Raw genomic sequence first — 14,961 nt, 5'->3', positions numbered from 1 at the left:
AGGGGTCATTACTGACCTTTAACTTCTTTCAGACCGTTGAATGGCGCTTTAGAACCCAGCGCTTCTTCGATACGGATCAGCTGGTTGTACTTAGCAACACGGTCAGAACGGCTCATTGAACCGGTTTTGATCTGGCCTGCAGCCGTACCGACCGCCAGGTCAGCGATGGTCGCATCTTCGGTTTCGCCTGAACGGTGAGAGATCACAGCGGTGTAGCCTGCATCTTTCGCCATTTTGATCGCAGCCAGGGTTTCGGTCAGAGAACCGATCTGGTTGAACTTGATCAGGATGGAGTTAGCGATACCTTTTTCGATACCTTCTTTCAGGATTTTGGTGTTGGTGACGAACAGGTCGTCACCCACCAGCTGGATTTTGTCGCCCAGAACTTTGGTCTGGTAGGCGAAGCCATCCCAGTCAGATTCGTCCAGGCCATCTTCGATAGAGACGATCGGATACTGTTTAGTCAGATCTTCCAGGAAGTGGGTGAACTCTTCTGAAGTGAAAGCTTTACCGCCTTCACCGGCCAGAACGTATTTGCCATCTTTGTAGAACTCAGATGCCGCACAGTCCATCGCCAGGGTGATATCTTTGCCCAGCTCGTAGCCTGCAGCTTTTACCGCTTCTGCGATAACGGCCAGCGCTTCGGCGTTGGAACCCAGGTTTGGCGCGTAGCCACCTTCGTCACCAACAGCGGTGCTCATGCCTTTGCTTTTCAGCACTTTTGCCAGGTTGTGGAACACTTCAGAACCCATGCGGATGGCTTCTTTCACGTTTGCCGCGCCAACCGGCTGGATCATGAACTCCTGGATGTCGACGTTGTTGTCGGCATGTTCGCCGCCGTTGATGATGTTCATCATTGGCAGTGGCATAGAGTATTTGCCTGGGGTGCCGTTCAGTTCAGCGATGTGCTCATACAGCGCCTGGCCTTTAGAGGCTGCAGCGGCTTTCGCGGCGGCCAGTGAAACGGCCAGAATGGCGTTAGCACCGAAGTTAGATTTGTTCTCAGTACCGTCCAGGTCGATCATGATCTTATCGATGTTCGCCTGATCTTTCGCGTCTTTGCCTTTTACCGCTTCAGCAATCGGACCGTTTACTGCAGCAACGGCTTTAGTTACGCCTTTGCCCAGGAAACGTGATTTGTCACCGTCACGCAGTTCCAGCGCTTCGCGTGAACCGGTAGAGGCACCTGATGGCGCAGCGGCCAGGCCAACAAAACCGCCTTCCAGATGCACTTCAGCTTCAACAGTCGGGTTACCACGTGAGTCGATAATTTCGCGACCGATGACTTTTACGATTTTGGACATTACGATTTTCCTCAGTACAAGTTAGTCAATCCTAAGACAAGCAACGCGCGAAAAGTTCGCGCGTTGTCTGTGAAACTTACTTCGCTAAACGCTTCTGATGCTCATGCGCGGCTTTCACAAAGCCGGCAAACAACGGATGGCCATCGCGTGGGGTCGAGGTAAACTCCGGGTGGAACTGGCAGGCTACAAACCAGGGGTGGTTCGGGATCTCAATGATCTCGACCAGCTGATCGTCGCCAGAACGACCCGCCACACGCAGACCGGCTGCTTCAATCTGCTTTAACAGCATATTGTTGACTTCATAGCGGTGACGATGGCGCTCAACGATGGTATCAGAGCCGTAGAGCTGGCGAACCTGGCTGCCCGGCGTTAACTGACACTGCTGGCTGCCCAGACGCATGGTGCCGCCCAGATCGCTCTGCTCGCTGCGGACTTCGACGTTGCCATCTTCGTCACGCCATTCGGTGATTAACGCCACCACCGGGTATTTACAGTCTGGCACAAATTCCGTGGAGTTGGCGCCCGGCATCCCGGCGACGTTGCGGGCGAACTCCATCAGCGCGACCTGCATGCCCAGGCAGATGCCGAGGTAAGGCACGTTGTTTTCACGGGCGTACTGCGCGGTCATCAGCTTGCCTTCCACCCCACGGTAACCGAAGCCACCCGGGATCAGAATCGCATCCAGATCTTTCAGTAATTCGACACCGCGTGATTCAACATCCTGCGAATCGATCAGCTTGATGTTGACGGTCACCCGGTTTTTCAGGCCGCCATGCTTCAGCGCTTCAATCACAGATTTGTAGGCGTCAGGCAGCTCAACATATTTGCCCACCATACCGATGGTGACTTCACCGCCCGGATTGGCTTCTTCGTAAATCACCTGCTCCCACTCGGCCAGGTTGGCTTCCGGTGCGTTCAGATTGAAACGCTTGCAGATGTAGTCATCCAGGCCCTGTGATTTCAGCATGCCTGGGATCTTGTAGATGGAATCCACGTCTTTCAGCGAGATTACCGCTTTTTCAGGGACGTTACAGAACAGGGCGATTTTGGCGCGTTCGTTGGCCGGAACGGCACGATCGGAACGGCAAATCAGCACGTCAGGCTGGATACCAATCGACAGCAGCTCTTTTACCGAGTGCTGGGTCGGTTTGGTTTTCACTTCACCCGCCGCCGCCATGTAAGGCACCAGTGTCAGGTGCATATACATTGTGTGTTCGCGACCCACATCAACGGCCATCTGGCGAATCGCTTCCAGGAACGGCAGCGATTCGATATCCCCTACCGTGCCGCCGATTTCGACCAGCACCACATCATGACCTTCGCCGCCTTCAATGATGCGCTCTTTAATGGCGTTGGTGATGTGCGGGATAACCTGAATGGTGGCGCCCAGATAGTCGCCACGACGCTCTTTGCGCAGGACTTCGGAGTAGATGCGGCCAGTGGTGAAGTTGTTACGGCGCGACATTTTGGTACGGATGAAGCGCTCATAGTGACCCAAATCCAGATCGGTTTCGGCGCCGTCGTCGGTGACGAACACTTCACCGTGCTGTGTCGGGCTCATGGTGCCTGGATCCACGTTGATATACGGGTCCAGCTTCATGATGGTCACGTTCAGACCACGGGCTTCGAGAATGGCTGCGAGGGAGGCTGCGGCAATGCCTTTACCCAGAGAGGAAACGACCCCGCCGGTCACAAAAATATAATTCGTTGTCATGCTGAACCTGAGAGTTTAGGTTTAAAGACGGTGGAATAACCAGGACGGGAAAACAGTATACTGGAAACCGCTATCAGCCACAATTGATGAATCACAGCCATCCTCCAACGCATTGCTACGGCTAACATAGCGGATAGCCGTTGCCTAAATGTTGACGTGCGTCACAAAGTTGCCTCCGCGCTGAATCGAGTAAGCTCGAACGGCGACTTTATGCACAGCGCTGGAATAATCAGCGCTTCTCGTCTGATTTCACCTGCTGCCAGGCGGCTTCCATCTGCTCCAGCGTGGCGCCCGGCATCGCCAGCCCCTGGGCTACGATGATCGCCTCGACCTGGCGGAAGCGGCGCTCAAATTTGTCGTTGGCTTTCTGCAGCGCGGTTTCCGCTTTACTGCCCAGATGCCGCGACAGGTTCACGGTCGCGAACAGCAGGTCGCCGATCTCCTCCTCCAGCTTCTCACTGTCCACCACGCTCTGCTGCGCCTCGTGCATCACCTCATCGATCTCTTCATGCACCTTCGCCACCACCGGCCCCAGCGTGCTCCAGTCGAAGCCGACGTTGTGGCAGCGTTTCTGAATCTTGTGGGCGCGCATCAGCGCGGGCAACGCTTTCGGGATATCGTCCAGCGCCGAGTGCTGGGCTTTGTCCGCCCGTTCAGCGGTTTTAATCGCTTCCCAGTTTTTCAGCACCTCATCGCTGGTTTCAGCCATGGCATCGCCGAAGATGTGCGGATGACGGCGCTCCAGCTTGTCGCTGATGGCGTGACAGATATCTTCAAAGTTGAAGCGATCCTGTTCGTTCGCCATCTGCGCATAGAACACCACCTGAAACAGCAGATCGCCCAGCTCACCGCGCAGATCGTCAAAATCTTCGCGCTGAATGGCATCCAGCACTTCATAGGTCTCTTCCAGCGTGTAGGGGGCGATGGAGGCGAAGGTCTGTTCGCGATCCCACGGACAGCCCTGCTGCGGGTCGCGCAGGGTTTTCATGATGCCAAGCAGGCGATCAATAGCGTTCATTTCAGGCGGGTCCTTAACGTGTCAGATCGGGGGCGAAGCGCGAGGCGGCGAGAGCCGGACGCTGAATCGCGTCCGGCTCTCAGGCAGAGCAGATAACACCCGCGCAACCTCGTCCAGCCGGTTGCTCCGCTGGCTGCCACTCAGTGCAGGCGACGGGCGTCAATGATATCAGAGACCTGATTCAGGCGCGCAAGCACCCGCCCCAGGACCTGATGGTTGTAGATCTCGATATCCATGTCGATGGTCGCCAGCTGCTTGCGGGTATCGCTGCGGCTTGAGACGCCCAGAACATTGACTTTCTCGTTGGCGAGAATCGTCGTGATATCGCGCAGCAGACCGCTGCGATCGTTGGCGGTGACGCGCACCACCAGCGAGTAGCCGCTGGAATAGCTTTCGCCCCACACCGCATCGACAATACGCTCCGGTGCATGGGAGATAAGCTCCGCCAGCTGGTCACAGTCGGCGCGGTGAATTGAGATCCCGCGCCCCTGGGTGATAAAACCGACGATGTCATCACCGGGGATCGGCTGGCAGCAGCGGGCGATGTGGTGCATCAGATTGCCCACGCCCTCTACCACGACACGCCCGCTCTCTTTGCGGGCCGAAGGGGTATGCGCTTTCTGGGTCAGCTGACGCAACGCTTCGCGATCTTCCTCTTCGGCGCTTGGCTTGTTCAGCTTCGCCTGCAGGAAGTTGACCATCTGGTTCAGGCGGATATCGCCGCCGCCGATCGCCGCCAGCAGCTCCTCCAGCGAGGTCACGTTGTAGCGCGGCAGCAGCAGTTTTTCCGCTTCGCGCAGGCTGATATCCAGCTGATTCAGTTCGTTGTCCAGAATCTGACGGCCGGCGACAATGTTTTTGTCGCGATCCTGCTTGCGGAACCAGTTATGGATCTTCGACCGCCCACGGCTGGTGGTGATATAGCCCAGATTCGGATTGAGCCAGTCGCGGCTTGGATTCGGCTGCTTTTGCGTGATGACTTCGACCTGGTCGCCCATCTGCAACTGATAGGTGAACGGTACGATGCGGCCACCGATTTTTGCACCGATGCAGCGGTGCCCGATGTCGCTGTGAATGTGGTAGGCAAAGTCGAGCGGGGTCGATCCCGCCGGCAGATCCACCACGTCGCCTTTCGGGGTAAAGACGTAGACCCGGTCATCAAACACCTGACTGCGGACCTCTTCCAGCAGCTCGCCGGAGTCGGCCATCTCCTCCTGCCAGCTGATAAGCTTACGCAGCCAGGCGATCCGCTCTTCGTGACCGGCGGCGCCGCGCGCGCTGCTGGAGGTCGGCCCCTCTTTATATTTCCAGTGCGCCGCCACGCCCAGTTCGGCATCTTCATGCATCTGGCGGGTACGGATCTGGATCTCCACCGTTTTGCCCTGCGGTCCTAACACCACGGTGTGGATCGACTGATAGCCATTGGGCTTCGGGTTGGCGACGTAGTCGTCGAACTCGCTCGGCAGATGGCGATAGAGCGTATGCACCGTACCCAGCGCGCCGTAGCAATCCTGCAGGCGGTCAGCCACGATGCGCACCGCCCGCACGTCAAACAGCTCGTCAAAGGCCAGCGACTTCTTCTGCATCTTGCGCCAGATGCTGTAGATATGTTTCGGACGGCCATAGACTTCGGCGCGGACGCCCTCTTTGGCCATCTCTTTACGCAGGTTATTGACGAAGTTTTCGATGTACTGCTCACGGTCGATCCGCCGCTCATGCAGGAGCTTCGCGATGCGCTTATATTCGTCGGGATGGAGGTAACGGAAGCAGTAATCTTCCAGCTCCCATTTGAGCTGGCCGATCCCCAGCCGGTTAGCCAGGGGCGCATAGATATTGGTGCTCTCTTTGGCGGCCAGCACCCGCTCATCTTCCGGCGCATCTTTCATTTCGCGCAGGTTCATGATGCGTTCGGCCAGCTTCAGCACCACGCAGCGGAAATCTTCCACCATCGCCAGCAGCATACGGCGGACATTATCCACCTGTTCAGACGCCATGGAGTCGTTATGGATGGCTTTCAGCTGACGGATAGCGTCCATGTCGCGCACGCCGTGGACCAGCGAGACGATGCCTTTGCCGACGGCAGTTTCCAGCTCCTCTTCACTGACCACTTCATCGTTAGCCAGCGGGAAGATCAGCGCCGCACAGAGGCTTTCGATATCCATGCTGAGCATCGAGAGGATTTCTACCATCTCAATACCGCGCCACAGCAGCAGCGACTGATCGGGATGGTCCTGCGTCTGCGCTTCGCAGTAGCGCCAGGTCTCAGCAAGGCGTTGACATGATTGCGGGTTGGCAATACCGAGACTGGCGATCCACTGGTCGAGGGCGAAATCCCCCTCAGTATTTAAATGCGCACTTCTGACCGCAACCATAACCTCTCCTGCACAACGACATACATCGCTTATGTTTTTCTGAACAGCACCATGGATTCGAGATGGCGGGTATGTGGGAACATATCCAGCATCGCGACCCTTTCCAATTGGTAGCCCGCCGACAGCAATGTCTGGCTGTCACGGGCGAGCGTTGTCGGATTACACGAAACATAGACCACGCGTTCTGGTGCAAGTTTAACCACATGCGCCATTACGCCCGCAGCCCCGGCGCGTGCCGGATCGAGTAATACCTTGTTAAATCCCTGTGCCGCCCACGGCTGGCGCGACACTTCTTCTTCCAGGTTATGCTGAAAGAAACTGACATTTTTAAGATTATTCAAATCAGCATTATACGCTGCCTGCCGCACTAATGCTGCAATCCCCTCCACACCTACGACATTTTGTACGAAGATTCCTATAGGAAGTGTGAAGTTTCCCATACCGCAAAAGAGATCCAGCACCCGGTCTTGCGGCTGCAGATCGAGCCAGCTTATGGCCGTCGCCACCATCTGCTGATTCACGCCATCGTTAACCTGAATAAAATCCTGTGGACTAAAGGTTAGCTTAAGCTGATGCGCATGATAAAACGGCGTGGTCGCCTGTAACGCGGTCAGCGTTTCATCGCCCGCGTCCAGGAACAGCATCAGCTGGTGCTCATGCGAAAAGCGTTCCAGTTTTTCACGATCGTCCGCATGGAGCGCATCAAGATGGCGCAGGATCATCAGCGGGCCATTGTCCGCCAGCACCAGCTCCACATGACCGAGCCGCCGCACCGCCCGCAGCCCGCTAAGGCAGTGGTGCAGCGGAACCAGTAATACCTCAAGTTCGGGCACCAGAACGGGGCAATGCTGCACATCGACCAGATCGTTGCTGGACGCCTGACGGAATCCCATCTGCAACCGCTGCGCCTTGTTGTGCCACTGCAGGCCCAGCCGGGCGCGGCGGCGATAGCCCCAGGGCGCCCCGGCGATCACCTCATCGACCGGTACTTCCCGGGCGGCGGCCTGGCTCAGCATCCGGCTCAGCGCCTGAACCTTGCTCTGCTGCTGGAGCGCCACCTCCGCATGTTGCTGCTGGCAGCCGCCGCAGCGTTCATAGTGCGGACAGGGCGGCGTCACACGCGCCGGGCTGCGGCTGAGCAGTTGTGTCACTTTCGCCCGGGCAAATTGACGTTTATCCTCTGTCAGCGTGACCTCCGCCTGTTCACCCGGCAGAGCGCCCGTGACAAACAGGGCTTTGCCCTTGTGGCGCGCCACGCCCTGCCCGAACGGGTCGAGCTCATCGATGGTGACGGTGATGCGCTGTTGCGTCGTCGCGCGCTGTTTTGCAACGTAAAATTGCGCCATAGTGTTCTTCTTTCTCTTTATCGATACGGCCTGCAGAGTGTCACCGACAGCCTGCACAGGGACGTTAATGCCGGAGTAGCCAGGCGACTATTATGACCAAATACAGCCTGCGGGCGCGAATGATGATTTTAATTCTGGCACCTGTGCTGATGGTTGGCCTGCTGCTCAGCTCATTTTTTGTGGTGCACCGCTACAATGAGCTACAGCGTCAGGTTATTGATGCCGGAGCCAACATCATCGAACCGCTGGCAATCTCCAGCGAATACAGCATGACCTGGCACAACCGGGATGCCATGCGTGAACTGGTCAGCCTGCTGCACCGCCGCCATTCGGGGATCGTCCGGGCGATCTCGGTGTTTGATAACCATAATCAGCTCTACGCCACCTCCAATCACAAGCAGAACCTCAGCCTGCAGCAGCAGTCTGATATCCTCACGCTGACCGATGATGTCTCGATGGAGCGTCACGGCACTCTGCTGATTCTGCGCACCCCGATTACCAGCGAGCGCTACGACGCGGATGAGTTACCCGATGAAGATGCCAAACCCTCAGGCAATCCGCTGGGCTATGTGGCGATAGAGCTGGACCTGCAGTCTGTGCGCCTCCAGCAGTATAAAGAGGTGTTTGTCGCCACGCTGATGCTGCTCTTCTGTCTCTGTCTCGCAATGCTGTTTGCCTATCGCCTGATGCGCGACGTCACGGGGCCGATCCGCAATATGGTCACCACCGTTGACCGCATCCGGCGCGGCCAGCTTGACAGCCGCGTAGAGGGCTACATGCTGGGTGAACTCAGTATTCTGAAGAACGGCATTAATGCGATGGCGATGTCGCTGACCGCCTATCACGAGGAGATGCAGCACAATATCGACCAGGCAACTTACGATCTGCGGGAAACGCTGGAGCAGCTGGAGATTCAGAACGTGGAGCTGGATCTGGCGAAGAAGCGCGCTCAGGAAGCGGCGCGCATCAAGTCGGAGTTTCTGGCCAATATGTCGCATGAGCTGCGAACGCCGCTGAACGGGGTACTGGGCTTTACCCGGCAGATGCTGAAAACCCAGCTGCGCGCGACCCAGCGCGACTACATGCAGACCATAGAACGCTCGGCCAATAATCTGCTCAGTATTATTAACGACGTGCTCGACTTTTCGAAACTGGAGGCGGGCAAGCTGATGCTGGAGGCGATCCCCTTCCCGCTGCGCGCCACGCTGGATGAAACCCTGGTGCTGCTCGCACCTTCGGCGCATGAAAAGGGGCTGGAGCTGACGGTAGTCTGCGACAGCAGCGTGCCGGATAACGTGATTGGTGATGCGCTGCGCCTGCAGCAGATCCTGATTAACCTGATCGGCAACGCGATTAAATTTACCGAACAGGGGTATGTGGGCCTGCGCGTCGGGCAGCGTGTGATCACCCAGTCGCGGGTCGAGCTGGAGATCCAGGTGGAGGACAGCGGCATCGGCATCTCTGAGCAGCAGCAGACGCAGCTGTTCCAGGCGTTCCGTCAGGCGGATGCCAGCATTTCACGCCGCCACGGCGGAACCGGGCTGGGGCTGGTCATCACGCAGAAACTGGTGCGGGAGATGGGCGGCGATATCACCTTCAGCAGCCAGCCGGATCAGGGATCGACCTTTGTAATTCGTGTGCAGCTCGATCTCAACCCGAATGCGCCGGGTATGCCTCGCGTGCTGGACGCGCTGTCGCATGCGCGCATCGCCTATGTAGAGGCGGACGCTATCGTAGCCAGTGCGGCGCTGGAGATGCTGAGCGCCACACCGCTGCAGATCGACTACAGCGAAACGCTGGAGGGATTAAAAGAGGCGCACTATCCGCTGCTGCTGATGGCGATGCCGGTCGATGTCAGTCAGCCTGAACTGCTCAGTGAGAGAAGGATCAATGCGCTGCTGGAGCGGGCAGATAACGTACTGATGGCGCTGCCGAGTCCGATGATGCTGCTGGCCGATGAGCTGAAAGTGCGCGGCATTGATGGCTGCATCGCGAAGCCGATCTCCCTGACGCGCCTGCTGCCTATGTTACTGGATCTGCATACCCGTCAGATGAGCGAACTGCCGCTCTCTCCCCGTCTGCCGCTGACGGTGATGGCGGTGGATGATAACCCCGCCAACCTCAAGCTGATTGGCGCGCTGCTGGAGGAGCAGGTGCAGAATATCCTGCTGTGCAGCAACGCCGAACACGCCATCCGGGAAGCCCGTCAGCATGCGCTGGATGTCATCCTGATGGATATTCAGATGCCTGACATCGATGGCATCCGCGCCAGCGAAATCATCCGCACCCTGCCGCATCACGCCAGTACGCCTATCGTGGCGGTCACCGCCCATGCCATTGATGGCGAACGCGAGCAGTTAATCAAAGCGGGCATGAACGACTATCTTGCTAAACCCATCGATGAGAGCAAGTTAAGACAGCTGCTGGCGCGCTATACGCCGCCGCCGGTCGTACCTGTGCCGGAGCTGCCGGCCATATTACCGACGCTGGACTGGCAACTGGCGCTGCGACAGGCGGCCAATAAGCCTGATCTGGCGCGCGATCTGCTGCGTATGCTGCTGGAGTTTTTACCGGAAGTGCATGCGAAGATCGCGCAGTTTATGGCGGACAATGACGTCAGCGCCCTGCGCGAGATCATTCACAAACTGCATGGCAGTGCCAGCTACAGCGGCGTGCCGCGCATGAAGCAGCTTTGTCACCAGCTGGAGAGAGAGCTGCCTGAGGTCAGCGATATCGTGGCGCTGGAACCGGAACTGCTGGAGTTGCAGGATGAGATGGAGAACGTCGCCAGAGAAGCCCGGCAGCTGCTGGGAATAGCGTAAGGCCGGGTACGTTCGGGGCCGCAGACGCGGCCCCGTTCCCCTGCGGAAGAGAACTCAGGCTCTGTCGAGCTGCACGCTGAGACCCGCAGCTGCAGAGAGGCCGGACGGCGCAGAGAGGGCATGAAAGCCGGCCAGCTTCAGCGTAGCCGCCACATTACGCGACGTCATCTCGACGTTCTTTCCGGCGCTGGCGAGCGCCTCATCCAGCGTACAGATGCTGTAGAGCACGCTGAAGACCGCATCAATGCCGTGCTGATGCACCACTCCCACATCCGCTGTCAGACTTCCCGCGATGCCAATGACCGGTTTATCAAACCGCTTTGCAACCCTGGCGACCCCGATCGGCACCTTGCCATTGATACTCTGGCTGTCGATACGCCCCTCTCCGGTGATCACCAGGTCGGCATCTTTCACCTGCTCCGCCAGCCCCAGCGCCTCCGTGACAATCTCAATGCCACGCCGCAGCTCCGCGTGACAGAAGGCGTGCAGCGCGGCCCCCATTCCCCCCGCTGCGCCGCCGCCCGGAATCGTCAGTACATCGATATCGAGGTCGCGCTGGATGATCGCGGCGTAGTGGCCCAGCGCCTGATCGAGCTGCTGCACCAGCGCCGGTGTCGCCCCCTTCTGCGGACCGAATATCGCCGACGCGCCCTCTTTGCCGGTCAGCGGATTGGTCACGTCGCAGGCCACCTCAATGCGGCAGCCCTGAAGGCGGGCGTCGAGCGCATCGATATCGATACTGGCAAGCCGGGCTAGCGCCCCGCCACCGTAGCCGATTTGCTGACCACTGGCATCCAGCAGCCGCGCGCCCAGCGCCTGCATCATTCCGGCACCACCATCATTGGTGGCGCTGCCGCCGATCCCGATAATGATGTGATCGACCCCTTTATCCAGCGCATGTCTGATCAGCTCACCGGTTCCGAAGGAGGTGGTGATCAGCGGATCGCGCTGGCAGGCAGGCACCCGTTCCAGCCCACTGGCGGCGGCCATTTCGATATAGGCCGTTGACTCATCGCCGGAGAGCCCATAAAAGGCATCAACCTGGGTGCCCAGCGGCCCGGTCACCTTCAGCCTGACGATCTTTCCCTTCGTCGCCGCCACCATCGCTTCTACCGTGCCTTCGCCACCGTCGGCGAGCGGTATTTTCACGTAATGCGCATCGGGGAAGATGTCACGGAAACCCGCTTCAATCGCCGATGCCACATCCAGGGCGGATAAACTCTCTTTATATGAATCCGGTGCGATTACGATTTTCATAGGCAATCCGAGCACTGTTGAGTAATTGAAACGGCTCTGAACCAGTCCGGTTCCGGGAAACCGGCACCAGGTTTTAGCGGGCGATTTCAACCTTCGCTAACTTCTCATAATAGCAGGCCAGCGCACTGTGGTCGGCGTTACCCTGACCGTCGTTACGCAGCGCCTGCATCATCTCCATCACTGCCGCCGTCAGCGGCAGATGCGCGCCGATGCCGTGCGAGGTATCAAGGGCGTTCGCCAGATCCTTGATATGCAGATCGATGCGGAAGCCGGGTTTGAAGTTGCGATCCATCACCATCGGCGCTTTGGCATCCAGCACCGTGCTGCCCGCCAGCCCGCCACGGATCGCCTGATAGACCAGATCCGGATTAACCCCGGCTTTGGTCGCCAGCGACAGGGCTTCGGACATCGCCGCAATATTCAGCGCCACGATCACCTGATTAGCCAGTTTCGTGACGTTGCCTGCGCCGATATCACCGGTGTGGACAACCGAGCCCGCCATCGCTTTCATGATGTCGTAGCACTGATCAAACACCGCTTTATCGCCGCCGACCATGACCGAGAGCGTGCCCTCAATCGCTTTGGGTTCACCACCACTGACCGGCGCATCCAGCATTTTGATCTGCTTTTCTGCCAGCGCATCGTGCACTTCCCGGCTCGCCAGCGGCGCAATCGAACTCATGTCGATCACCACCAGGCCCGGCTTCGCGCCCTCAATAATGCCCTCTTTTCCCAGACAGACCTCTTTAACCTGCGGCGAGTTGGGCACCATGGTAATCACCACGTCGCACTGTTCTGCCACCTCTCTGGGCGATTTCGCGACGGTCGCACCCAGCGCCGTCAGCTCCGCTTCGTTGCTGGCATTGTGGTCCCGTACCACCAGCGCATATCCGGCTTTCAGCAGGTTTTTACTCATGGGTTTGCCCATAATGCCCAGGCCGATAAATCCAATCTTCATTGCGTTTCCCCTTAATGAATTAGCGCTTAAATTTGTCGCACAGCGCCTGCGAGGCGTTGCGGAACATTCCGACGTCGCTGCCGACCGCCACAAAGGTGGCACCCCACTCCAGATAGCGACGCGCGTCCGCCTCCACCGGTGCCAGAATGCCGCTCGGCTTACCGGCCGCGCTGGCGCGCTCAAAAATGTGTTTAATGACTTTCAGCACCTCAGGATGCGCGGGCTGGCCGAGGTAGCCCAGCGCGGCCGAGAGATCGCCCGGCCCGACAAAAATCCCGTCGACGCCCTCTACCGCCGCGATGGCATCTATGTTGTCCACCGCCTGCTGGGTTTCGATCTGCACCAGCACCGTGATGTTGTCATTGATCTGCTGGTTATAGTCGGGCAGCGTGCCGTACATGTTGCTGCGGTGGGAGACCGAGACACCGCGGATACCGGCGGGCGGATAGCGGGTTGACGCAACGGCTCGCTGCGCCTCCTCCTGGGTTTCGACAAAGGGCACCAGAAGGTTGCTAAAGCCGATATCCAGCAGACGCTTGATGATCACCGGCTCATTGCAGGGCGGACGCACTACGGCGGCGCTCTGGCTGCCTTTCAGCGCCATCAGCTGCGGCACAAAGGTCGTAATATCGTTGGGCGCATGTTCGCCATCGAGTACCAGCCAGTCAAAACCGGCCAGCCCCAGAATTTCCGTCGAAATCGGACTGGCCAGCGCGCACCAGCTGCCGATCAGGGTGTCGCCCGCTAACAGGCGGCGGCGAAATCCATTGGCCCAGGCTGCATTACTCATGTTTCAACTCCTGTGACAGGGCTTCGCAGCGGAAGCCCGGAAGATTAACGAACCAGGCACGGGCGCTTGTTATCGAAAGTCCATCCCGGTACCAGAAACTGCATCGCTTCGGCATCATTGCGCGCGCCTAATCCCTGCTTCTGATAGAGCGCGTTGGCCTGCATGACCTGATCCATATCCAGCTCGACGCCAAGACCCGGCTTCTGCGGCACCTGCACCATGCCGCCTTTAATCTGGAACGGCTCTCTGGTGAGGCGCTGGTTGCCCTCCTGCCAGATCCAGTGCGTATCAATGGCGGTAATCGCACCCGGCGCGGCCGCGGCCACATGGGTAAACATCGCCAGCGAAATGTCGAAGTGGTTATTCGAGTGGGAGCCCCAGGTCAGACCGAAGTCGTGGCACATCTGCGCCACCCTCACCGAGCCCTGCATGGTCCAGAAGTGCGGATCGGCCAGCGGAATGTCTACCGACTGCAGCGACAGGGTGTGGCCCATCTGTCGCCAGTCGGTGGCGATCATATTGGTCGCGGTCGGCAGGCCGGTGGCGCGGCGAAACTCCGCCATCACTTCTCGCCCTGAGTAGCCCTGCTCGGCACCACAGGGATCTTCCGCGTAGGCCAGCACATCTTTGAGCTGTTTGCCGAGGATGATCGCCTCGTTGAGTGACCAGGCGCCGTTGGGGTCGAGCGTAATCCGTGCTTCAGGGAAACGCTTCGCCAGCGCCGTCACCGCTTCCGCCTCTTCGCCGCCGCGCAATACGCCGCCTTTCAGCTTGAAGTCGTTAAAGCCATATTTCTCATAAGCCGCTTCCGCCAGGCGCACCACCGCATCCGGCGTAAGCGCCTCTTCGTGGCGCAGCCGGTACCAGTCGCACGGATCGTCTGGCTGGCTCTGATAAGAGAGCGACGTCTTCGTGCGGTCGCCGATATAGAACAGATAGCCGAGCATCTCAACGCGGTCGCGCTGCTGCCCGTCGCCGAGCAGTGAAGCGACGTTGACGCCCAGGTGCTGGCCCAGCAGGTCAAGCAGCGCCGCTTCAATGCCGGTCACTACGTGGATCGTGGTGCGTAAATCGAAGGTCTGGTTGCCGCGCCCGCCGGCATCGCGGTCAGCAAAGGTGGTGCGCACCAGACTGAGGGTATTTTTGTACTCGCCCAGCGTCTTGCCGATCACCAGCGCCGCGGCATCCTCCAGCGTCTGACGAATTTTTTCACCGCCCGGGATTTCACCGACGCCGGTGTGTCCGGCGTTATCCTTAATGATCACGATGTTGCGGGTAAAGAATGGCGAGTGCGCACCGCTGAGGTTAAGCAGCATGCTGTCGTAGCCTGCCACCGGGATTACCTGCATGGCGGTCACTTTCGGTGTTGAACTCATCTCC

At 58.6% G+C, this 14,961-nt stretch carries 9 protein-coding genes and 1 pseudogene; 1 reads left to right on the top strand and 9 read right to left on the bottom strand.

Going from position 1 to position 14,961, the window contains the following annotated elements; genetic code table 11:
- Positions 1–8: 8 nt before the first annotated feature.
- The 5 genes from eno to rlmD all read right to left on the bottom strand — a co-directional run bounded on the left by eno (position 9) and on the right by rlmD (position 7,754).
- Complete coding sequence (gene eno / locus ACR6AS_RS14440) at positions 9–1,304, bottom strand: phosphopyruvate hydratase (RefSeq protein ID WP_111141425.1); 1,296 nt, start codon at positions 1,302–1,304, stop codon at positions 9–11.
- A 76-nt stretch (positions 1,305–1,380) separates the two neighbouring features.
- A complete protein-coding gene (pyrG, locus tag ACR6AS_RS14435) occupies positions 1,381–3,018 on the bottom strand; it encodes a glutamine hydrolyzing CTP synthase (RefSeq protein WP_010248572.1) in 1,638 nt (545 codons plus the stop codon).
- Between the two features lie 229 nt (positions 3,019–3,247).
- Complete coding sequence (gene mazG / locus ACR6AS_RS14430; RefSeq protein ID WP_111141426.1) at positions 3,248–4,036, bottom strand: nucleoside triphosphate pyrophosphohydrolase; 789 nt, start codon at positions 4,034–4,036, stop codon at positions 3,248–3,250.
- A gap of 140 nt (positions 4,037–4,176) precedes the next feature.
- A complete protein-coding gene (gene relA / locus ACR6AS_RS14425; protein ID WP_111141427.1) occupies positions 4,177–6,408 on the bottom strand; it encodes a GTP diphosphokinase in 2,232 nt (743 codons plus the stop codon).
- A 29-nt stretch (positions 6,409–6,437) separates the two neighbouring features.
- A complete protein-coding gene (gene rlmD / locus ACR6AS_RS14420; protein WP_418803391.1) occupies positions 6,438–7,754 on the bottom strand; it encodes a 23S rRNA (uracil(1939)-C(5))-methyltransferase RlmD in 1,317 nt (438 codons plus the stop codon).
- Positions 7,755–7,846: 92 nt separating this feature from the next.
- On the opposite strand from rlmD, the gene barA reads away from it, so the two are divergent.
- Positions 7,847–10,576: a two-component sensor histidine kinase BarA gene (gene barA, locus ACR6AS_RS14415; protein ID WP_434162621.1), complete on the top strand. Its 2,730-nt coding sequence runs from the start codon at positions 7,847–7,849 to the stop codon at positions 10,574–10,576.
- Between the two features lie 120 nt (positions 10,577–10,696).
- On the opposite strand, the pseudogene ACR6AS_RS14410 reads toward barA, so the two are convergent.
- The 4 genes and pseudogenes from ACR6AS_RS14410 to gudD form a co-directional block, all read right to left on the bottom strand.
- A pseudogene (locus tag ACR6AS_RS14410) lies at positions 10,697–11,833 on the bottom strand (glycerate kinase); the annotation flags it as partial.
- A 73-nt stretch (positions 11,834–11,906) separates the two neighbouring features.
- Positions 11,907–12,791 (bottom strand): 2-hydroxy-3-oxopropionate reductase, encoded by an 885-nt coding sequence (gene garR / locus ACR6AS_RS14405; protein WP_111141430.1) that lies wholly within the window; start codon positions 12,789–12,791, stop codon positions 11,907–11,909.
- Positions 12,792–12,810: 19 nt separating this feature from the next.
- Positions 12,811–13,581 (bottom strand): 2-dehydro-3-deoxyglucarate aldolase, encoded by a 771-nt coding sequence (garL, locus tag ACR6AS_RS14400; RefSeq protein WP_111141431.1) that lies wholly within the window; start codon positions 13,579–13,581, stop codon positions 12,811–12,813.
- 44 nt (positions 13,582–13,625) lie between these two features.
- Entirely contained in the window at positions 13,626–14,957 is a 1,332-nt protein-coding gene (gudD, locus tag ACR6AS_RS14395) for a glucarate dehydratase (RefSeq protein ID WP_111141432.1), read from the bottom strand.
- Positions 14,958–14,961 lie beyond the last annotated feature (4 nt).

The organism is Pantoea phosphatilytica (assembly GCF_051025615.1).
In the GTDB taxonomy this organism is placed as follows: domain Bacteria; phylum Pseudomonadota; class Gammaproteobacteria; order Enterobacterales; family Enterobacteriaceae; genus Pantoea.
The sequence above is the reverse complement of the archived record's forward strand: the minus strand, read 5'-3'. Positions and strand labels throughout refer to the sequence as shown.